Source organism: Pseudomonas sp. B21-051 (assembly GCF_024748795.1).
GTDB classification, from domain to species: Bacteria; Pseudomonadota; Gammaproteobacteria; order Pseudomonadales; family Pseudomonadaceae; genus Aquipseudomonas; species Aquipseudomonas putida_A.
On the sequence record NZ_CP087166.1, the window covers coordinates 1,193,583 to 1,213,756 of the forward strand.

Genomic DNA, 20,174 nt, shown 5'->3' on the forward strand with positions numbered 1-20,174 from the left:
ATGGGCATGACCGGTGTTGACCGGTAGGGCACACGGCGCTGCTGTAAGGGGCAGGGCGATGTGGTGGTTTAGCAATTCTTTGAAGTATTGAAGGACATCGTCCATGGCAAAAATACAAGGTATCGCCGAAATGCTCGGCATCTTCCCCTGCCTCGGCAGCGGCCGTAGAAGGCGTCGTTTGAGTTCTGAAGAGCTGAAGCTGGTGGAGCGTTATCGCGAGTTGTCGGAGAGTGACCGGATAGCGATGCGGTATCTGGTGGATGCGATGCGGAGTGTTTCGCGGTTTTAACGGCGCGTAAGACTGTGGCGAGGGAGCTTGCTCCCGCTGGACTGCGCAGCAGTCCCCTGCTTTTTGTAGAGGGGCCGCTGCGCGACCCAGCGGGACGGTGCGACGATTCGACAAGCTCCCTCGCCACAGGTTTTTTGTTAGATGGGCTTCAGCTACAGGTTCCGAGCACCGGATACGGCTGCTGGCCGTGCATCAATTCCGGCACGTCACGCCATTTGACCCACGCCTGTTGCTGCCAGTGCAGCAGCGGCACAGTAACGCCAGCCCAGTTCACCGAACTCAGGCTCGGGCAGTTCTCCAGAGATACCGCGCTGGTTTCGCGCAACATCGGAATCACTTCATGGCTCAGCCATTGGCGCAGGTTGCGGTTTTCCGGAACGAAGTGATGAACGAGCAGTGCGAACAGGCCGGATTCGCTGACCATCGCGCAATCGATAATTTCGCCATCCCGACGCAGGAGGACATGGCGGCGCTGATCGGGATCGAGTTTCAGGGTGAGGCGTTCGTTTAGCGGATAGCCCATCAGGCGACCGAGATCCTGAACACAAAACCAGGCTTCGTGTTCCTGCATGAAGGCGTGGAGGAAGCGGTTGTGGCGGGTGAAGACGGTGGGGGTCAAGTGCGTTGAAGGTGGATTCTGGATTTGCGTCGACATGTAGTGACTTCCGTTTCGAGTTGGAAAGCCGCCACCAATTCTTCGAAAAATTGGGTGGCGAGCCGAGTGGCGTTCGAAGTCGGGTTACTTCCTGTCGAAACGGTAAAGCCGGAAGGCCCGCGCCACACGGCCCGCCATAAAGCAGAACTGAAGTTGTGAAAAAGCCACAGTTCAATGGAGGGCATGCAAGCACCGTTTTGACAGTTTTCCGGCTTCGACCCCGGGTCGTTGAATTAGCAGCGACGGGATGAAGCCTATCGGTCAGGCGCTTGCGGCGACAAGTCTACCCTTTCGCCGCACATCGTAGGAAATGGGGCTTTTTCAGGAAGGCTGTGTCTGTAGGAAATGCCTGTTTTTGCAGCTTCCGCTGCTAAACCATCCCTGCACCGAAGATTTTTCTTTATGAGTTAGCAATCGGGAAAAGGGAGAAGCAATTCTGTGAGCAAAGATGAAGCGAAAGGTAAAAAGAGAAAGGTGATCGATCTGGATCGCTTCGAAGCTGTTAGAGGTAAAGCCGATATCAAATGGCGTACTGATGAATTGATGGCAGTGCTTCGAGGAGACCCCGGAATCAAATCTCGATTCCGGGGTGATTCTTCTTAGCGACTCACCTTCCAAGCATCCCCAGCCGGCGCCTTCCCATGGTCATACGGCTTGCCAATCCACATGTAAATCAACCCCAGCCCAATCACGATCACCGTGCTCAGCACCATCGCATAGTTCACGTACCACGCCGCATCCGGCGTGCGTGGCCAGGCCATGTTGATGATTGCGCCGATGCCGTACACCAGCGCGCCGATGTTCACCGGCCAGCCCCAGGCGCCGAGGGTGAATTTGCCGCTGGGTTTCCAGCCTTTGCTGCGTGCATACAATGCGGCCAGCACGATCATCTGGAACGCGAGGTAGATGCCGATGGCGGCGAAGCTGACGATGGTGGCCACGGCGTCCTGCAGGAAGAAACCGAGGGCGATGATCAGGGCGGGCAGGACGCCGGACACGAACAGCGCGGCAACCGGCACCTGGGTTGTAGGAGAAATCTTTTTCAATAGGCGGCTGCCAATAACCATTTCGTCGCGAGCGTAGGAGTACAGCAGACGACTCGCTGCGGCCTGTAGGCTGATGACACAGGAGATGAAGGAAATCATCACCACGCCCATCACTACTTTCGAGCCGATCGGGCCGAAGGCGTTGTTGAGGATGGTGGTGACCGGATCCTTGTCGGTGCCGTTGATCACCGCTTGCATGTCCGGCACAGCGAGGATCAGCGCCAGGCAGGCGAACATCGCCGCGACGCCGCCGATATAGATGGTCATGCGCATGGCCACCGGGATTTTTGCGCTGGGGTTCGGGGTTTCTTCGGCGACGTCGCCGCAGGCCTCGAAGCCATAGTAGAGGAACATCCCCGCCAGCGAAGCGGTGAGGAACGCCGGCAGGTACGAGCCATCAACGCTGATGTCGAAGGTGTTGAACAGCACGCTCAGCGGCTGATGACGCTCGAAGATCAGCAGGTACACGCCGACGATCACCGCGCCGACCAGTTCGCAGAGGAAGCCGAACATGGCAATGCGCGCCAGCACTTTGGTACCGCTCAGATTGACCAGCGTGGCGAACAGGGTCAGCACCAGTGCGATGACGATGTTGGTGTTGTTGCTCGGCTCAAACCCGAGCATCGCCGCCAGATACGGGCCGGCACCGACAGCCACCGCCGCAATGGTCACGCACAGGGCGATGGAGTAAATCCAGCCGACCATCCATGCCCATTTCTTGCCGACCAGACGCCGCGCCCATGGATAAACGCCACCGGAAATCGGGAACTGCGAGACCACTTCGCCGAAGATCAGGCACACCAGCAACTGGCCGCAACCAACCAGCAGGTAAGCCCAGAACATCGGTGGTCCACCGGCGGCGAGGCACAGGCCGAACAGGGTATAAACCCCTACGACCGGTGACAGATAGGTGAAGCCTAAAGCGAAGTTTTCCCACAGGCTCATGCTGCGGTTGAAGTTCGAGGTGTAGCCGAGTTTGCGCAGTTGTTCGGCATCGCTGTCGGCAACGGCGGCCGAGAATTCGGGTGAGGCACTCATGGGTGTTTGCTCCGGGAAATCGGCAGATTTCGGATGGCCGAAGCCGTGGCGGGGCTTTGTGGGCGCCGCCCGGGTCGGTGGTTATTGTTTTGGTTTCGGTAAAGCCTGGTGGTGAATCGCCGACATCATCCGTGTGTCGCGGAAAAAGATCGCAGCCTGCGGCAGCTCCTACAGAGGTACGGCGTCCATCCTGTAGGAGCTGCCGCAGGCTGCGATCTTTTTGCTGTTAATGCTTGAACATCACATGCCGAACCGTGGTGTAGTCCTCCAGCCCGTACATGGACATGTCCTTGCCGTAGCCGGACAGTTTCTGCCCGCCATGCGGCATTTCGCTGACCAGCATGAAGTGTGTGTTGACCCAGGTGCAGCCGTACTGCAACCGTGCGGACAAGCGATGCGCGCGTCCGACATCCGCCGTCCACACCGAGGAGGCGAGGCCGTAGTCGGAGTCGTTGGCCCACTCCAGCGCCTGCGCTTCATCGGTGAACTTGGTCACCGACACCACCGGCCCGAACACTTCGCGGCGGACGATCTCGTCATCCTGTTGCGCGTCGGCCAGCACCGTCGGCTCGAAGAAGAAACCGTCGCCTTCCACAGCCTTGCCGCCGGTGATCAAGCGAATGTGCGGCTGAGCCACGGCGCGTTCGACGAACGCGGCGACGCGGTCGCGATGTTGCGCGGTGATCAGCGGCCCCAACTCGGTCGACGGATCATCCTGCAAGCCGTACTTGATGCTGCTCACCGCCGCGCCGAGTTTCTCGACAAACTTGTCGTAAATGCCCTGCTGCGCGTAGATCCGGCACGCGGCGGTGCAGTCCTGCCCGGCGTTGTAGAAACCGAAAGTACGAATGCCTTCGACGGCGGCATCGATGTCGGCGTCGTCGAAGATGATCACCGGCGCCTTGCCACCCAGTTCCATGTGCATGCGTTTGACGCTGTCGGCGGTGCTGGAAATGATGTTCGAGCCAGTGGCGATCGAGCCAGTCAGCGAGACCATGCGCACTTTCGGATGCGTGACCAACGGGCTGCCGACGGTAGGACCGCGACCGAACACCAGATTGAGTACACCGGCCGGGAAGATTTCCGACGCCAGTTCGGCCAGACGCAGCGCGGTCAGCGGGGTTTGTTCCGACGGCTTGAGCACCACGGTATTACCGGCAGCGAGGGCCGGGGCGATTTTCCAGGCGACCATCATCAACGGGTAGTTCCACGGCGCGATGGACGCGATCACGCCCACCGGGTCGCGGCGGATCATCGAGGTATGGCCGGGCAGGTATTCGCCACCGGCCGAACTGCTCATGCAACGGCTGGCGCCGGCAAAGAAACGGAACACGTCGGCAATCGCCGGGATCTCGTCGTTGAGTGCGGCGCTGTAGGGTTTGCCGCAGTTGTCGGATTCGAGTTTCGCCAGTTCCTCGCCGTGGGCTTCGATGGCGTCGGCGAGTTTGAGCAGCAGCAGCGAACGGTCTTTCGGCGTGGTTTGCGACCACTCGGCGAACGCGTTGTCGGCGGCGCGCACGGCGGCGTCGACTTGGGCCTCGCTGGCTTCATTGATTTCCACCAGTACGCTGCCGAGTGCCGGGTTGAGCACCGGTTGGGCCGGGCCTTCGCCGTTGACCAGGTGGCCGTTGATCAAGAGTCTGGTTTGCATTTCATTGTCCTCGCTAACACTTTTATTGTTCTGTCGAAACCGGATCCCGTGTAGGAACTGCCGCAGGCTGCGATCTTTTGATCCTGATCTCCAAAGCAACATCAAAAGATCGCAGCCTGCGGCAGCTCCTACAGGGATTCGGTTTGTTCAGTGGTTATTCGGTTATTTCCCGCCACTGCCGGCGACACTCTCGCCACCCCGAGTCAGGTAGTACGCGCCAAGAATCGGCAACATGGTCACCATCATCACCAGCATGGCGACGACATTGGTCACCGGCACATCCCGTGGCCGGCTCAGTTGATTGAGCAGCCACAACGGCAACGTGCGCTCATGCCCGGCGGTAAACGTGGTGACGATGATTTCGTCGAACGACAGCGCAAACGCCAACATGCCGCCAGCCAGCAAGGCCGAGCCGAGGTTCGGCAGGATGATGTAGCGGAAGGTTTGCCAGCCATCGGCACCGAGGTCCATCGAGGCCTCGATCAGACTGTGCGAAGTACGGCGCAGGCGGGCGATGACGTTGTTGTAGACGATCACCACGCAGAAGGTCGCGTGGCCGACGATGATGGTGAACATCCCCGGCTCGATCCCCAGCGTCTTGAACGTCGCCAGCAGCGCGATCCCGGTGATGATCCCCGGCAGGGCGATCGGCAAAATCAGCATCAGCGAAATGCCCTGCTTGCCGAAGAAATCGCGGCGGTACAACGCGGCTGAAGCCAGTGTGCCGAGCACCATCGCGATCAACGTGGCGATGGCGGCAATCTGCAGCGAGAGCTTGATCGCCTCCAGCACATCCGGCCGCGAAAACGCCACGCTGAACCAGTGCAGGGTGAAACCCTTCGGCGGAAAGCTGAACGCGGCTTCCTCGGTGTTGAAGGCGTAAAGGAAGATGATCAGGATCGGGAAGTGCAGAAACACCAACCCGCCCCAGGCGGCGATACGCAGGCCCAGTGAAGCGCGCTCAGAGTGCATCGAAGGCCCCCAGACGTTTGACGATGGACAGGTAAACCGCGATCAACACAATCGGCACCAGCGTGAACGCCGCCGCCATCGGCATGTTGCCGATCGCACCTTGCTGCGCGTACACCATGCTGCCGACGAAGTAGCCCGGCGGGCCCACCAGTTGCGGCACGATGAAGTCGCCCAGGGTCAGGGAAAAAGTGAAGATCGAACCTGCCGCGATGCCCGGAATCGACAGCGGCAGAATCACCTGCATGAAGGTCTGGCGCGGCTTGGCACCAAGGTCGGCGGATGCCTGCAACAGCGACGGCGGCAGACGCTCGAGCGACGCCTGAATCGGCAGGATCATGAACGGCAGCCAGATGTAGACGAACACCATGAACCGCCCCAGGTGCGAGGTCGACAAGGTGCTGCCGCCCACCCCGGGAATCCCCAAAATGAACTGCAACACCGACTCCAGCCCCAGATGCTGGACGAACCATTGTGCGACGCCGCCCTTGGCCAGCAGCAGTGTCCAGGCGTAGGCCTTGACGATGTAACTGGCCCACATCGGCATCATCACCGCGATGTAGAAAAACGCCTTGGTCTTGCCGGTGGTATAGCGCGCCATGTAGTAGGCAATCGGGAACGCGACAATGGCGCTGGCGATCGATACGACGATAGCCATGCTCAGCGTGCGCAGGATGATGTCGAAGTTCGACGGCTGGAACAGCGAGGCAAAATTCGCCAGGGTCAGGTCAGGGGTGACCGCCATGGTGAAGTCGTCGAAGGTGTAGAAACCCTGCCACAACAGCACCAGCAACGAGCCGAGATAAATCGCGCCAAACCACAGCAGCGGCGGCACCAGCAGCAGCGACAGGTACAGATTCGGCTTGCGGTAGAGCAGGTTGGAAAACCGGCGCAACGGCGGTGCTTGAGTCATCGCGAGCGTGCTCATTTCACACCCCGCTCGCTACGGTGTCGTGCAGCGGGATCATCGCTTCCCGCGCCCAGCGTGCGCTCAGGCGCTGTCCGGTCTGGTGCTGCGCGCTGCTGTCGATCCACTGATTGTTGGCGTGGCTGATGCTCAGGGTCTGGCCGTTTTCCAGCGTCAGTTCATAGCGCGTGGCGCTGCCCTGATACTGGATGTCGTGGAGCAGACCACTGACTTCGATTTCATGGCTGGCGAGAGGCCCTTCGGCGAAACGCACGTGCTCCGGGCGGATCGAAAACGGTTGTGGATGGCCGCTGAGCTGGCGGGCCAGATCGCCGCGAATCACGTTCGAAGTACCGACGAATTCGGCGACGAACGTGGTGGTCGGTTTCATGTACAGATTGCGCGGGGTGTCGACCTGTTCGATGCGGCCCTTGTTGAACACTGCCACGCGGTCGGACATCGACAATGCTTCGGTCTGATCGTGGGTGACAAAGATGAAGGTGATGCCGAGCTGGCGTTGCAGCTTCTTCAGTTCACTCTGCATCTGCTCGCGCAACTTCAGGTCGAGCGCGCCCAATGGCTCATCAAGCAACAGCACCCGTGGGCGATTGACCAGAGCACGGGCGAGGGCGACGCGCTGGCGCTGACCGCCGGACAACTGCACCGGTTTGCGTGCGCCGTAGCCACCGAGGGCGACCATGGCCAACGCCTCTTCGGCGCGCTTGTGGCGTTCGGGTTTGCTCACGCCCTTGACCTTCAAGCCATAGGCGACGTTGTCCAGCACGTTCATGTGCGGGAACAGTGCGTAATCCTGGAATACGGTGTTTACATCACGTTGATACGGCGGCAGACCGGCGGCTTCCGCGCCGTGAATGCGGATCGAGCCGGCGCTCGGTTGTTCGAAACCGGCGATCAGGCGCAGGCAGGTGGTTTTGCCCGAGCCGGAAGGGCCAAGCATGGAAAAGAACTCGCCGTCCTGGATATCGATGGAAACCCGGTCAACGGCCTTCACTTCGCCGAACTGCCGGGAAACGTTGGTGAACTGGACTGCAAGCGTCATGGTGCGGTTCTCCGGTAAAGCGGGCTTTCAAAGAATGATCGGGTGTTGCGTCGAAAAGATCGCAGCCTGCGGCAGCTCCTACAGGAGAGCTGTGTCCATTGATGTAGGAGCTGCCGCAGGCTGCGATCTTTTGATCTTGAAAGGGCTTACCTGCCGCCCATGATCGCGATGTAGTCCTGGGTCCAGCGGCTGTAAGGTACGAACTTGCCGCCCTCAGCCTGCGGGGTTTTCCAAAAGGCGATCTTGTCGAATTGATCGAAACCATTGGTCTTGCAACCCTCGGCGCCGAGCAGTTCGCTCTCCTTGCACGCCGCCGGCACGGCTGGCAGCGAACCAAACCACGCCGCCACGTCACCCTGGACTTTCGGCTGCAGTGACCAGTCCATCCACTTGTACGCGCAGTTCGGGTGCTTGGCCTCGGCGTGCAGCATGGTGGTGTCGGCCCAACCGGTGGCGCCTTCTTTCGGGATGGTCGAAGCAATCGGCTGCTTCTCGTTGATCAGGCCGTTGACCTGATACGGCCACGCGCTCGATGCCACCACACCTTCGTTCTTGAAGTCACTCATCTGTACCGTGGTGTCGTGCCAGTAACGGTGAATCAATGGCTGCTGCGCGCGCAGCAGATCGAGCACGGCCTTGTACTGCGCTTCGGTGAGTTGATACGGATCCTTGATCCCGAGCTCAGGTTTGGCGGTCTTCAGATATAGCGCCGCGTCGGCGATGTAGATCGGGCCGTCATAGGCCTGCACGCGACCCTTGTTCGGTTTGCCGTCGGGGAAATTCTGCGCGTCGAACAATACGTTCCAGCTGGTCGGCGGCGTCTTGAACACGTTGGTGTTGTACATCAGCACGTTCGGGCCCCACTGGTACGGGGTGCCGTAGGTCTGCTTGTTGACCACGTACCACGGCGCATCTTTCAGCCGTGGGTCGAGGGTGTTCCAGTTCGGGATCAACGCGGTGTTGATCGGTTGTACGCGCTTGCCGACGATCAACCGCAGCGAAGCATCGCCCGAAGCGGTGACCAGATCGTAACCACCCTTGGCCATCAGGCTGACCATTTCGTCGGAGGTAGCGGCGGTCTTGACGTTGACCTTGCAGCCGGTTTCCTTCTCGAAACCGCTCACCCAGTCGTAGGCCTTGTCGCTCTCGCCACGTTCGATGTAGCCCGGCCAGGCCACGATATCCAGCTGACCCTCGCCGGCGCCGACAGCCTTCAGCGGCTCGGCAGCTTGCAGGCTGGCGCTGGCCAGCAAGGCTGTAGTGATTGCACTGAGCAGTGCGGTCTTGTGCACGAACATGGTTGAACCCTCTTCTTTAAATTATGGTCGGGGCAGTTGTGAACGCGGTGAAGCCATGCCGTTTTGCGGCTTGTTATTAGCGTAGTCAGAGATGCTGGCCGTGGCGGGCCATGATGTGCCGCACCACGCTGTAGTCCTGCAGCGAATCACTGGATAAGTCTTTGCCGTATCCGGAGCGTTTCAACCCGCCGTGGGGCATTTCGCTGACCAGCATGAAATGGCTGTTGATCCACGTGCAGCCGTACTGCAAGCGGGCGGCGACCTGCATTGCCTTGTCCAGATTCTGCGTCCACACCGACGAGGCGAGGCCGTATTCGGAGTCGTTGGCCCAGTCCACGGCTTGCGCGAGTTCGTCGAAACGGGTCACGGTGACCACCGGGCCGAACACTTCGCGCTGGACGATTTCATCGCTCTGCTTGCAACCGGCCAGCAATGTCGGCTGGTAGAAGAACCCGGCGCCGGAATGCACCGCCGCGCCGGTCACGCGTTCGATGTGCGGCTGGCCGAGGGCGCGCTCGACGAAACTGGCAACGCGGTCGCGCTGGCGGGTGCTGATCAGCGGGCCGATCTCGTTGTCGGCATCGCGCTTGCCGGCGAAGCGCAGGCTGCTGACCGCTGCGCCGAGCTCGGCGACCAATTTGTCGTGAATGCCGGCTTGCGCGTAGATCCGGCACGCGGCGGTGCAGTCCTGCCCGGCGTTGTAGTAACCGTAGGTGCGCACGCCGTCGACCACCGCTTGAATATCCGCGTCGTTGCAGACAATCACTGGGGCTTTGCCGCCGAGTTCCAGGTGTGTGCGTTTCAGGGTTTTCGCTGCAGCCTGGAGAATCTTCTGCCCGGTGACGATATCGCCGGTCAGCGACACCATGCGCACCTTGGCGTGGCCGACCAGATGACTGCCGACGCCTTCACCGCCACCGCAGATGATGTTGATGACCCCGCGCGGCAGGATCTCGGCGAGTGCTGGCGCCAGTGCGAGGATCGACAGCGGCGTGTGTTCCGACGGCTTGAATACCAGCGTATTGCCGGCGGCGAGGGCCGGGGCGATTTTCCATGCGGCCATCATGATCGGGTAGTTCCATGGCGCAATCGACGCCACCACGCCAATCGGATCGCGGCGCACCATGCTGGTGTAGCCCGGCAGGTATTCGCCGCTGAGCTGGCCGGTCTGGCAGCGCACGGCGCCGGCAAAGAAACGGAACACGTCAACGGTGGCGGTCAGATCGTCCTGCCGTGCGAGGTGCAGCGGCTTGCCGCAGTTCAGCGCTTCGAGGCGAGCGAGGTAATCGGCGTGTTTTTCGACGGCGTTGGCGATGTCCAGCAGCAGACTGGAACGTTGTTGCGGCGTGGTGCGCGACCATTCGGCAAAGGCGCGGTGGGCGGCGAGGATCGCCGTTTCGACCTGCTCGGTACTGGCCTCGGCGATGTGGGTGAGAATTTCACCGGTGGCCGGGTTGAGGATCGGTTCGACAAAACCCTGCCCGGCAACGAGTTCGCCGTCGATCAGCAACGCGGTACACATCGGGGTCTGCACGCCAGCCATTTTCCGCGATCTCTTTTCTTGTGTGGTCATTGTGGCTCCCATGCCCGGGAGCCGACCGTCTTATAGATGCAGCAAGACTAGTGCGCGGCTCCGAGGTCGACAAATTCTAAATACTGAAGGTGGCATTCGATTAAATAGATGGCTTGCGTCCGCCGTGCGGCTGCTCGCGGGCTACGGTCAGAAATGGATCAACCAGGGCAGGGCGCGCTGTCCCGCGGCGCCAGGCCAGGCCGACGTCGAGGGTCTGGTTAAGGTCGGCAATCGGCCGCGCTTCAATGATGTCGCCCTCCAATGACCATGGGCGGTAAGTCATGTCCGGCTGGATTGATACACCCAGACCTGCCGCCACCAGGCTTCGCACCGCCTCGGTGGATGCGGTTCTGAGAGTGATCTTCGGTTGCAGCCCGGCGCCGCGCCACAACCGCTGGGCATTGCGATCCATCTCGTCGACGTTCAGTTGAATCAGCGGCTCGCGAGCGACGTCGGCGAGGTTGATGCTGTCGTGTTCCAGCAGCGGATGCTGGGCCGGCAGCCACAGACGATGCGGCGAGTGAGTCAGCACTTCGGTCTGCAGGGCGTGGCGGTCTTCGAGGTTGGAAAGGATCAGCACGCCAACATCGATTTCGCCGCTGACCAGCAAATGCTCGATGTACGGCCGCTCGTCCTCCATCACCCGAATCTCGACGTTGGGATAGGCGCGCTGGAACCGGGTGAGCAGATCGGCGAGGTAATAACCGGCGACCAGGCTGGTCACGCCGACGATCAACTGGCCGGCGACCTGATCGGTACTCTGTCGCAGACTGCGCTTGGCATTGTCCACGGTGGCCAGAATCAGATGCGCCTGGCGCAGGAATTGATGACCCTGATGCGTCAGCGTCATGCCCTTGGCGTGGCGGGTGAACAGGCTGACGCCGATTTCCTCTTCCAGTTGCTGAATGGCGAGGGTCAGGGTCGATTGGGAAATAAACGCGGTTTGCGCAGCGGCGGAAATCGAGCCGGTCTCGGCCACCGCGATGAAGTGACGGATCTGACGCAGGGTCATCATGAGGAGGGTACCCGGTGGGCGGTTTTTATAGATTGGCCTGAGTGTATATCTATTTTCACGAAGGGCCGTTGCCGGCGGAGCAACATCTGGAAGCACACTCGCAGGCAGGGCCGGGGCACTTTCGAACTAGGCTTAGGGCCTGATAGATCCGGATAACCCCTGTTTTGGAGGCGGAACATGAACACCCGTGGATTGCTCGATCAACTACTCAAATCCGGCCAGGATCTGTTGCAGAACAAGGCCGGTGGCGCGCAGAACAAAGCGGCGGCTGGCGGGCTGGGCGGTTTGCTTGGTGGGTCTTCAGGCTCCGGCGCGCTGGGTGGCCTGCTCTCGGGAGCGGGCGGTGGTGCGCTGGCGGCTGGTGCCATGGGCCTGCTGCTGGGCAGCAAAAAGGCGCGCAAGGTTGGCGGTAAAGTTGCGGTTTACGGCGGTCTCGCAGCACTGGGTGTGCTGGCCTACAAGGCTTACGGCAACTGGAACGCGCAAAAGGGCACGGCCCCGCAAACCGAACCGCAGACGCTGGATCGACTGCCGCCCGCGCAAGCCGAACAACACAGCCAGGCCATCCTCAAAGCCCTGGTCGCCGCCGCCAAGGCCGACGGCCATATCGACGACCGTGAACGTCAGTTGATCGAAGGCGAGTTCATCAAACTCGACAACGATCAGGAACTGCAGCACTGGCTGCACGCCGAACTCAACAAACCTCTCGACCCGGCCGACGTCGCCCGCGCCGCCAGCACCCCGGAAATGGCGGCGGAAATGTACATCGCCAGCGTGATGCTGGTGGATGAGGAGAGCTTTATGGAAAAGGCGTATCTGGAGGAGTTGGCCAAGCAACTGAAGCTTGAGCCGGGTTTGAAGGTAGAACTGGAGAAACAGGTGCGCCTGGCATCGTAATAGAACTGCCTGAACACGGTATTCATGTAGGAGCTGCGGCACGCTGCGATCTTTTGATGTTGGCTTTAAAAATCAAAAGATCGCAGCGTGCCGCAGCTCCTACAAGGTTTTCGGCCAAGCGCAGAAATTTGTAGGCGCGAACCTGCTCGCGATTGCGTTTCCAGCCTCACAACGACAGCAATGGCCGATCCAGCGCCCCTTTTTGCCATTCCATCACTGGCACGCCAGCCCCGGATTGTCGGACAGTCCCACTCCAGAGCCTTCCCGCGAACCACGTCGGGCCGGCTCGAGGGTTAAAAAGCGTCTTATAAATGAAACACCGCCCTCGGCTATACTCCCCGCATTTCGACTTAGGCACGAGGAATCACTGTGAAGAACTGGACGTTGCGCCAACGCATTTTGGCGAGCTTTGCGGTGATTATCGCGATCATGTTGCTGATGGTCGTTGTCTCGTATTCACGCTTGCTGAAGATCGAGGCCAGTGAAAGCAGCGTGCGTGACGACGCGGTTCCCGGCGTGTATTACAGCTCGATGATCCGCGGGGCGTGGGTTGACAGCTATCTGCAGACCCAGGAACTGCTGGGCCTCAAGGAAGGGCAGGGGATCAGCAGCGAAGATGCGGCGGACTACAAGGCGTTCGAAACCCGTCTGCAAGAGCAAATGGCCAACTACCGCAACACCGTCACCACCGACGAAGACCGGGTCGAGTTCGCCGCGTTCGAGAAGGATCACGACACCTACATGCAGATCCAGGATCAGGTGCTCGACTTGCACAAGCGCAACCTGGAAGCCGAAGCGGTCAAGCTGTTCACCGAGAAGCTGACCCCGGCCTGGTACACCGGCCGCATGAAACTCAACGACATCATCGGCGAGAACAAGCGGGTCGCTGATCAGGCCATGGCCAACATCGACGAGGCGGTAGCGGCGGCCAAGGTCAGCATGTTCGTCTCGCTGCTGGTGGCCGTGCTCGCGGCCGGTGCCTGCGGTCTGCTGCTGATGCGCGCGATCATGGCGCCGATGAACCGTATCGTGAAAATCCTCGAAATCATGCGTACCGGCGACCTGAGCAGCCGTCTCAATCTGGACCGCAAGGACGAGTTCGGCGCGGTGGAAACCGGCTTCAACGACATGATGACCGAGCTGACTTCGCTGGTGTCCCAGGCCCAGCGTTCCTCGGTGCAGGTGACGACTTCGGTGACCGAAATTGCCGCCACCTCCAAGCAGCAACAGGCCACCGCCACCGAAACCGCGGCCACCACCACCGAAATCGGCGCGACCTCACGTGAAATCGCCGCTACCTCGCGGGATCTGGTGCGCACCATGACCGAAGTCTCCACCGCCGCCGATCAGGCCTCGGTGCTCGCCGGTTCCGGCCAGCAAGGCCTGGCGCGCATGGAAGACACCATGCACTCGGTGATGGGCGCGGCCGATCTGGTCAATGCCAAACTGGCGATCCTCAACGAGAAGGCCGGCAACATCAATCAGGTGGTGGTGACCATCGTCAAAGTCGCCGACCAGACCAACCTGCTGTCGCTCAACGCTGCCATCGAGGCCGAGAAGGCTGGCGAATACGGTCGTGGTTTTGCCGTGGTCGCCACCGAAGTGCGGCGTCTGGCGGATCAGACTGCCGTCGCCACTTACGACATTGAGCAGATGGTTCGCGAGATCCAGTCGGCGGTGTCTGCCGGCGTGATGGGCATGGACAAGTTCTCTGAAGAAGTGCGCCGTGGCATGGCCGAGGTGCAGCAGGTCGGCGAGCAGCTGTCGCAGATCATCCATCAGGTGCAGGCGCTGGCGCCGCGGGTGTTGATGGTCAACGAAGGCATGCAGGCCCAGGCCACCGGTGCCGAACAGATCAACCATGCGCTGGTGCAGTTGGGCGATGCCAGCAGCCAGACCGTCGAGTCGCTGCGTCAGGCCAGTTTCGCCATTGACGAACTGAGCCAGGTGGCCGTCGGGCTGCGCAGCGGCGTTTCGCGATTCAAAGTCTGATGAGCGAAATCACCGCCAAACGCAGCGCTGCGCCCGTGGCGAAGCAGGCGTTGTTCCTGCTGTTTCGCATCGGCAGCGAGCGTTACGCCTTGCGCGCCACCGAAGTGGCGGAAGTGCTGCCGCGCCTGCCGTTGAAGCCGATTGCCCAGGCGCCGAACTGGGTCGCCGGAGTGTTCGCCTATCGCGGTGCGGTGGTACCTGCCATCGACCTCAGCGCGCTGACTTTCGGTCATCCCGCCGAAGCGCGCACCAGCACCCGACTGGTGCTGGTGCATTACCGTCCGGATGCACTGCAGCCGTCGCACTGGCTCGGGCTGATCCTTGAGCAGGCGACCGATACCCTGCGCTGCAACCCCGAGGATTTTCAGCCGTATGGCCTGGACAATCGTCAGGCGCCGTACCTCGGCCCGGTGCGCGAAGATGCTCAGGGGCTGGTGCAATGGGTGCGGGTCAACGACTTGCTGGATGACGCGGTGCGCAGCCTGCTGTTCCCGGCGCCACTTGAGGCGCAGTCATGAGCAGCGACCAGCGTTTTTTCGATTTCCTCAAGGAACGCATTGGCCTGGATGTCACTTCGGTGGGGCCGGCGATCATCGAGCGCGCGGTGCGCCAACGCACCACGCTCTCGCAAGCGGCGCACAGCGATGAATACTGGCAACTGCTGCAAGGTTCGCGGGACGAACAGCAGGCGTTGATCGAAGCGGTGATCGTTCCCGAAACGTGGTTTTTCCGTTATCCGGAATCCTTCGCCACCCTCGGCAAACTGGCGCGCAAGCGTCTGGACGAATTGAAAAACATGCGCGCGCTGCGCGTTCTCAGCCTGCCGTGCTCGACCGGCGAAGAACCCTATTCGATTGCCATGGCCTTGCTCGATGCCGGGCTCAAGCCGCATCAGTTCAAGGTCGACGGCATGGACGTCAGCCCGCTGTCGGTGGACAAGGCGCGACGGGGGCTGTACGGCAAGAACTCGTTTCGGGGGCAGGATCTGGATTTTCGCGAACGTCATTTCACGGCCGAGCAGGACGGCCATCGGGTCAGCGAAGCGGTGCGTGAGCAGGTGCGCCTGCAGGCCGGCAATGTGCTGGATCCGACGCTGCTGGCGGGTGAGCCGCCGTTCGATTTCGTATTCTGCCGCAACCTGCTGATCTATTTCGACCAGCCGACCCAGAAGCAAGTCTTCGAAGTGCTCAAGCGTCTGACGCACGTTGATGGCGTGTTGTTCATCGGCCCGGCCGAGGGCAGTCTGCTCGGGCGCCTGGGCATGCGCTCCATCGGCATCCCGCAGTCGTTTGCCTTCAGTCGACACGCTGAACCCATGCCCGAACCTGTGGCATTGCCGACCCCGACCCCTTTGCCGGTGCGCCAACCGCTGCGCAGTCCGCCGCCAGTATCGCCGCCGGTGCGTCCACGTCCGTTTGCCAGCGTTGCACCATTGCCCGTCAGCAGCAAAAGCGCCAACCCGGACGCGGCGACCTTGCTCGCCAACATCGCCGCGCTGGCCAACGAAGGCAAAAGCGCCGAGGCCCGCGCAGCGTGCGAGCAGTACCTGCGCAGTCACGAACCAGTGGCGCAGGTGTTCTACTGGCTCGGTCTGCTCAGCGACGTGGCCGGCGCCGCCCTCGAAGCCCAGAGTCATTACCGCAAGGCCCTGTACCTTGAACCGCAACACCCCGAAGCGTTGATGCACCTGGCGGCCTTGCTGCAGGCCCAGGGTGACAGCGCCGGTGCCAGACGATTGCAGGAACGCGCCGCCCGCAGCGGCCGCACCGCCGACAGTGAGCGTAAACGATGATCCCGTCCGACACCTTGAACGTCACCCACGAAGACGCCCGGGCCATCGATGATTGCTGGAACCGTATCGGTATTCATGGCGACAAGTCGTGCCCGTTGCTGGCCGAGCATATTCATTGCCGCAACTGTGCGGTGTATTCCGCCGCCGCCACGCGCCTGCTCGACCGTTATGCATTGCAGCAGGACGAACGCGATCCGGTCGCCGTGGCGGTCGAAACCGATGTGAAAACCCGTTCGCTACTGATGTTCCGCCTCGGCGAAGAATGGCTGGGACTGGCGACTCGCAGTCTGGTGGAAGTGGCGCCGCTGCAGGCGATCCACTCGCTGCCGCACCAGCGTTCACGGGCCTTGCTCGGCGTGGCGAACGTGCGCGGGGCGTTGGTCGCGTGCCTGTCGCTGGTCGAGTTGCTCGACCTGGACGGCAACGCCGCACCGGCCACTGGCGCGCGGATCATGCCGCGCATGCTGATCATCGCCGCCCACGGCGGACCGGTGGTGGTGCCGGTGGACGAAGTCGACGGCATCCACGCCATCGATGAAAAAATTCTCGACGCCGCGTCGCGTGCCGGCGGTGAACACAACAGCACGGCCAGCGCCAAATACACCCGTGGTGTGTTGCAATTTCGGGGGCGCAGCCTGCGTTGGCTGGATGAAGAACAGCTGCTGTCCGCCGTGACCCGGAGCCTTACATGACCCCCGAGCAAATGCGTGACGCCTCGCTGCTGGAGCTGTTCAGCCTTGAAGCCGAAGCCCAGACCCAGGTGCTCAGCAGCGGGCTGCTGGCGCTGGAGCGTAACCCGACTCAGGCCGACTATCTGGAATCGTGCATGCGTGCGGCGCACTCGCTCAAGGGCGCGGCGCGGATCGTCGGCATCGACAGCGGTGTCAGCGTCGCCCACGTGATGGAAGATTGCCTGGTCAGCGCGCAGGAAGGGCGGCTGTTGTTGCGTCCCGAGCACATCGATGCGCTGTTGCAAGGCACTGATCTGTTGATGCGCATCGCCACGCCGGCCAATGCTCCGCAAGCGCCGGACATCGAAGCGTATGTGGCGTTGATGGGGCGCCTGCTCGACCCTTCGGCAGCGCCCGCAGTCGCGCCACCGCCGATGGCCGAATTGCAGATGCAGGCGCCGACGTCTGCACCGGCACCGATTGAAACCCCGGCGCCAGTGATCGAGACACCGCTGGAAACCTCCGACCCGGCACCGCGCAAGAACAAGCGCACCACCGAGGGTGGCGAGCGCGTGTTGCGGGTCACCGCCGAACGCCTGAACAGCCTGCTCGACTTGTCGAGTAAATCGCTGGTCGAAACCCAGCGCCTCAAACCGCATCTGGCGACCATGCAGCGTCTCAAACGCATGCAGAACAATGGTTTGCGGGCGCTGGAAAGCCTCAATGTGCACCTCAAGGAACATGCGCTGAGCCTCGAAGCCCAGGAAGCCCTTGAAGACGCGCGGCGCCTGCTGGCCGAATCCCAGCAATTGCTCGCGGAAAAGAACGCCGAGCTCGACGAGTTCGCCTGGCAAGCCAGCCAGCGCGCCCAAGTGCTCTACGACACCGCGCTGGCCTGCCGCATGCGCCCGTTCGCCGACGTGCTCACCGGTCAGGTGCGCATGGTTCGAGACCTGGGGCGCAGCCTCGGCAAACAGGTGCGGCTGGAGATCGAAGGCGAGAAGACTCAGGTCGATCGCGACGTGCTGGAAAAGCTCGAAGCGCCGCTGACTCATTTGCTGCGCAACGCCGTCGATCACGGCATCGAAACCCCGGAGCAACGCTTGCTCAAGGGTAAGTCCGAAGAGGGCCTGATCCGCCTGCGTGCCTCGCATCAGGCCGGTTTGCTGGTGCTGGAGTTGAGCGATGACGGCAATGGCGTCGATCTGGAAAAGGTCCGCCGCAGCATCGTCGAACGCCAATTGTCACCGGCAGAAACCGCCGCGCAGTTGAGCGAAGAAGAACTGCTGACGTTCCTGTTCCTGCCGGGTTTCAGCCTGCGCGACACGGTCACCGAAGTCTCCGGACGTGGCGTCGGCCTCGACGCGGTGCAGCACATGGTCCGCCAGTTGCGCGGCGCGGTGGTGCTGGAGCAGACGGCAGGCGAGGGCAGCCGCTTTCATCTGGAAGTACCGCTGACCCTGTCAGTAGTGCGCAGTCTGGTGGTGGAAGTCGGCGAGGAAGCCTACGCGTTTCCGCTGGCGCATATCGAACGCATGTGCGATCTGGAGTCACAGGACATCGTGCAGATCGAGGGTCGCCAGCATTTCTGGCATGAAGGCCGACATGTTGGATTGGTCGCGGCCAGTCAGTTGCTGAATCGTCCGGCCAGTCAGAGCAGCGGCGAAACCCTCAAGGTCGTGGTGATCCGCGAGCGTGACGCCATCTACGGGGTGGCGGTCGAGCGGTTTGTCGGCGAGCGCACGCTGGTGGTGCTGCCGCTGGATGAGCGGCTGGGCAAGGTTCAGGACATTTCCGCCGGCGCCTTGCTCGACGATGGTTCGGTGGTGCTGATCGTCGATGTCGAGGACATGCTGCGCTCGGTGGACAAACTGCTCAACACCGGGCGGCTGGAGCGTATTGCTCGCCATGGCAATCAGGCCGCCGAAGTGGTGCGCAAACGGATTCTGGTGGTCGATGACTCGCTGACCGTGCGCGAGTTGCAACGCAAGTTGCTGCTCAATCGCGGCTATGACGTGGCGGTCGCGGTAGACGGCATGGACGGCTGGAACGCGCTGCGTTCGGAGGACTTCGATTTGCTGATCACCGACATCGACATGCCGCGCATGGACGGCATCGAACTGGTCACCCTGTTGCGCCGCGACAACCGTCTGCAATCGCTGCCGGTAATGGTGGTTTCGTACAAGGATCGTGAAGAGGACCGGCGTCGTGGACTGGACGCTGGCGCCGACTATTATTTAGCCAAGGCCAGTTTTCATGACGACGCCCTGCTTGATGCAGTGGTTGAGCTCATTGGAGGAGCGCGGGCATGAAAATCGCAATCGTCAACGACATGCCCCTGGCGGTGGAGGCTTTGCGCCGTGCGCTGGCCTTCGAGCCGGCGCATCAGGTGGTCTGGGTCGCCAACAACGGCGCCGAGGCGGTGCGTCTGTGCGCCGAAAACACCCCGGATCTGATCCTGATGGACCTGATCATGCCGGTCATGGATGGCGTCGAGGCCACGCGACGGATCATGGCCGAGAGCCCGTGTGCCATCGTTATCGTCACGGTCGACCGTCAGCAGAACGTGCACCGGGTCTTCGAAGCCATGGGTCACGGCGCGCTGGACGTGGTCGACACCCCGGCCATTGGCGCGGGGAACGCGCAGGAAGCGGCGGCGCCGTTGCTGCGCAAGATCCTCAACATCGGCTGGCTGATCGGCGAGAAAACCCCGCGCTCGCGCCCGGTGCCAACGCCCCACCGCAGTTCGGCGTCGTGCAAGCGGCTGGTGGCGATCGGCTCGTCTGCCGGCGGACCGGCCGCGCTGGAAGTCCTGCTCAAGGGCCTGCCACGGCATTTCTCGGCCGCCATCGTGCTGGTACAGCACGTGGATCAGGTGTTTGCCGCGGGCATGGCCGAATGGCTGGCCAGCGCCAGTGGCCTCGATGTACGCCTGGCCCGCGAAGGCGAGCCACCGCAGGCCGGCGCAGTGTTGCTGGCCGGCACCAACCACCATATTCGCTTATTGAAAAACGGCACGCTGGCCTACACCGCCGAGCCGGTCAACGAGATCTACCGGCCTTCGATCGACGTGTTTTTCGAAAGTGTCGCCAGTTATTGGAACGGCGATGCCATCGGGGTTTTATTGACCGGGATGGGACGCGACGGGGCGCAAGGGCTTAAGCTCATGCGCCAGCAGGGTTATCTGACCATCGCGCAGGATCAGCAAAGCAGTGCGGTGTACGGCATGCCCAAGGCTGCAGCGGCGATCGATGCGGCCGTCGAAATCCGTCCACTGGAAAAGATAGCGCCACGGTTGCTGGAGGTATTCCCCAAATGAAC

18 protein-coding genes are annotated in these 20,174 nt (G+C 61.6%); 9 read left to right on the forward strand and 9 right to left on the reverse strand.

Annotated features, from left to right (window positions below; genetic code table 11):
• The first annotated feature begins 103 nt into the window (after window positions 1-103).
• Window positions 104-289 carry a hypothetical protein gene (locus tag LOY52_RS05205; protein ID WP_003222012.1) on the forward strand — a complete coding sequence of 62 codons (186 nt, stop codon included), beginning with the start codon at window positions 104-106 and terminating at the stop codon, window positions 287-289.
• 148 nt (window positions 290-437) lie between these two features.
• Here LOY52_RS05205 and LOY52_RS05210 read toward each other — a convergent pair whose 3' ends face one another.
• Complete coding sequence (locus LOY52_RS05210) at window positions 438-944, reverse strand: Bro-N domain-containing protein (RefSeq protein ID WP_258678585.1); 507 nt, start codon at window positions 942-944, stop codon at window positions 438-440.
• A gap of 438 nt (window positions 945-1,382) precedes the next feature.
• Here LOY52_RS05210 and LOY52_RS05215 point away from each other — a divergent pair, with 438 nt between their 5' ends.
• Entirely contained in the window at window positions 1,383-1,547 is a 165-nt protein-coding gene (locus tag LOY52_RS05215) for a hypothetical protein (protein WP_158242603.1), read from the forward strand.
• Here LOY52_RS05215 and LOY52_RS05220 read toward each other — a convergent pair.
• The 8 genes from LOY52_RS05220 to LOY52_RS05255 form a co-directional block, all read right to left on the reverse strand.
• Entirely contained in the window at window positions 1,544-3,028 is a 1,485-nt protein-coding gene (locus LOY52_RS05220; RefSeq protein ID WP_258678586.1) for an APC family permease, read from the reverse strand. The two genes, LOY52_RS05215 and LOY52_RS05220, sit on opposite strands and share 4 nt — an antisense overlap.
• Before the next feature lie 226 nt (window positions 3,029-3,254).
• Window positions 3,255-4,679 (reverse strand): gamma-aminobutyraldehyde dehydrogenase, encoded by a 1,425-nt coding sequence (locus LOY52_RS05225; RefSeq protein WP_258678587.1) that lies wholly within the window; start codon window positions 4,677-4,679, stop codon window positions 3,255-3,257.
• Window positions 4,680-4,841: 162 nt separating this feature from the next.
• Window positions 4,842-5,651 carry an ABC transporter permease gene (locus LOY52_RS05230; RefSeq protein ID WP_003222021.1) on the reverse strand — a complete coding sequence of 270 codons (810 nt, stop codon included), beginning with the start codon at window positions 5,649-5,651 and terminating at the stop codon, window positions 4,842-4,844.
• Window positions 5,641-6,576, reverse strand: a complete 936-nt coding sequence (locus LOY52_RS05235) for an ABC transporter permease (protein ID WP_258678588.1) — start codon at window positions 6,574-6,576, stop codon at window positions 5,641-5,643. Before LOY52_RS05235 ends, LOY52_RS05230 begins: the two co-directional genes overlap by 11 nt.
• Window position 6,577: 1 nt before the next feature.
• Window positions 6,578-7,615, reverse strand: coding sequence for an ABC transporter ATP-binding protein (locus LOY52_RS05240; RefSeq protein WP_258678589.1), 1,038 nt, complete (start codon window positions 7,613-7,615; stop codon window positions 6,578-6,580).
• Between the two features lie 146 nt (window positions 7,616-7,761).
• Window positions 7,762-8,913: a putative ABC transporter substrate-binding protein YdcS gene (gene ydcS, locus LOY52_RS05245; RefSeq protein ID WP_258678590.1), complete on the reverse strand. Its 1,152-nt coding sequence runs from the start codon at window positions 8,911-8,913 to the stop codon at window positions 7,762-7,764.
• Between the two features lie 85 nt (window positions 8,914-8,998).
• Window positions 8,999-10,456, reverse strand: a complete 1,458-nt coding sequence (locus LOY52_RS05250) for a gamma-aminobutyraldehyde dehydrogenase (protein WP_258679827.1) — start codon at window positions 10,454-10,456, stop codon at window positions 8,999-9,001.
• A 130-nt stretch (window positions 10,457-10,586) separates the two neighbouring features.
• On the reverse strand, window positions 10,587-11,501 hold the full coding sequence (locus tag LOY52_RS05255; RefSeq protein WP_258678591.1) for a LysR family transcriptional regulator: 915 nt from the start codon (window positions 11,499-11,501) through the stop codon (window positions 10,587-10,589).
• A 177-nt stretch (window positions 11,502-11,678) separates the two neighbouring features.
• On the opposite strand from LOY52_RS05255, the gene LOY52_RS05260 reads away from it, so the two are divergent.
• From LOY52_RS05260 to LOY52_RS05290, 7 genes are all read left to right on the forward strand, one after another.
• Window positions 11,679-12,398, forward strand: coding sequence for a tellurite resistance TerB family protein (locus tag LOY52_RS05260; protein ID WP_258678592.1), 720 nt, complete (start codon window positions 11,679-11,681; stop codon window positions 12,396-12,398).
• 369 nt (window positions 12,399-12,767) lie between these two features.
• On the forward strand, window positions 12,768-14,390 hold the full coding sequence (locus tag LOY52_RS05265; protein ID WP_007964198.1) for a methyl-accepting chemotaxis protein: 1,623 nt from the start codon (window positions 12,768-12,770) through the stop codon (window positions 14,388-14,390).
• Window positions 14,390-14,908 (forward strand): chemotaxis protein CheW, encoded by a 519-nt coding sequence (locus tag LOY52_RS05270; RefSeq protein WP_258678593.1) that lies wholly within the window; start codon window positions 14,390-14,392, stop codon window positions 14,906-14,908. Before LOY52_RS05265 ends, LOY52_RS05270 begins: the two co-directional genes overlap by 1 nt.
• Window positions 14,905-16,182 (forward strand): protein-glutamate O-methyltransferase CheR, encoded by a 1,278-nt coding sequence (locus LOY52_RS05275; RefSeq protein WP_258678594.1) that lies wholly within the window; start codon window positions 14,905-14,907, stop codon window positions 16,180-16,182. Before LOY52_RS05270 ends, LOY52_RS05275 begins: the two co-directional genes overlap by 4 nt.
• Window positions 16,179-16,874 (forward strand): chemotaxis protein CheW, encoded by a 696-nt coding sequence (locus LOY52_RS05280; protein WP_007964201.1) that lies wholly within the window; start codon window positions 16,179-16,181, stop codon window positions 16,872-16,874. The genes LOY52_RS05275 and LOY52_RS05280 overlap by 4 nt, the downstream gene beginning before the upstream one ends.
• A complete protein-coding gene (locus LOY52_RS05285) occupies window positions 16,871-19,165 on the forward strand; it encodes a hybrid sensor histidine kinase/response regulator (protein WP_258678595.1) in 2,295 nt (764 codons plus the stop codon). Before LOY52_RS05280 ends, LOY52_RS05285 begins: the two co-directional genes overlap by 4 nt.
• Entirely contained in the window at window positions 19,162-20,172 is a 1,011-nt protein-coding gene (locus tag LOY52_RS05290; RefSeq protein ID WP_096795804.1) for a chemotaxis response regulator protein-glutamate methylesterase, read from the forward strand. The genes LOY52_RS05285 and LOY52_RS05290 overlap by 4 nt, the downstream gene beginning before the upstream one ends.
• Window positions 20,173-20,174 lie beyond the last annotated feature (2 nt).

Coding starts and splice junctions, on each gene's coding strand:
- LOY52_RS05210 (WP_258678585.1), bottom strand. CDS start 944: ATGTCGACGCAAATCCAGAATCCACCTTCAACGCACTTGACCCCCACC.
- LOY52_RS05220 (WP_258678586.1), bottom strand. CDS start 3,028: ATGAGTGCCTCACCCGAATTCTCGGCCGCCGTTGCCGACAGCGATGCC.
- LOY52_RS05255 (WP_258678591.1), bottom strand. CDS start 11,501: ATGATGACCCTGCGTCAGATCCGTCACTTCATCGCGGTGGCCGAGACC.
- LOY52_RS05235 (WP_258678588.1), bottom strand. CDS start 6,576: ATGAGCACGCTCGCGATGACTCAAGCACCGCCGTTGCGCCGGTTTTCC.
- LOY52_RS05290 (WP_096795804.1), top strand. CDS start 19,162: ATGAAAATCGCAATCGTCAACGACATGCCCCTGGCGGTGGAGGCTTTG.
- ydcS (WP_258678590.1), bottom strand. CDS start 8,913: ATGTTCGTGCACAAGACCGCACTGCTCAGTGCAATCACTACAGCCTTG.
- LOY52_RS05225 (WP_258678587.1), bottom strand. CDS start 4,679: ATGCAAACCAGACTCTTGATCAACGGCCACCTGGTCAACGGCGAAGGC.
- LOY52_RS05280 (WP_007964201.1), top strand. CDS start 16,179: ATGATCCCGTCCGACACCTTGAACGTCACCCACGAAGACGCCCGGGCC.
- LOY52_RS05285 (WP_258678595.1), top strand. CDS start 16,871: ATGACCCCCGAGCAAATGCGTGACGCCTCGCTGCTGGAGCTGTTCAGC.
- LOY52_RS05260 (WP_258678592.1), top strand. CDS start 11,679: ATGAACACCCGTGGATTGCTCGATCAACTACTCAAATCCGGCCAGGAT.
- LOY52_RS05275 (WP_258678594.1), top strand. CDS start 14,905: ATGAGCAGCGACCAGCGTTTTTTCGATTTCCTCAAGGAACGCATTGGC.
- LOY52_RS05240 (WP_258678589.1), bottom strand. CDS start 7,615: ATGACGCTTGCAGTCCAGTTCACCAACGTTTCCCGGCAGTTCGGCGAA.
- LOY52_RS05270 (WP_258678593.1), top strand. CDS start 14,390: ATGAGCGAAATCACCGCCAAACGCAGCGCTGCGCCCGTGGCGAAGCAG.
- LOY52_RS05205 (WP_003222012.1), top strand. CDS start 104: ATGGCAAAAATACAAGGTATCGCCGAAATGCTCGGCATCTTCCCCTGC.
- LOY52_RS05250 (WP_258679827.1), bottom strand. CDS start 10,456: ATGGCTGGCGTGCAGACCCCGATGTGTACCGCGTTGCTGATCGACGGC.
- LOY52_RS05230 (WP_003222021.1), bottom strand. CDS start 5,651: ATGCACTCTGAGCGCGCTTCACTGGGCCTGCGTATCGCCGCCTGGGGC.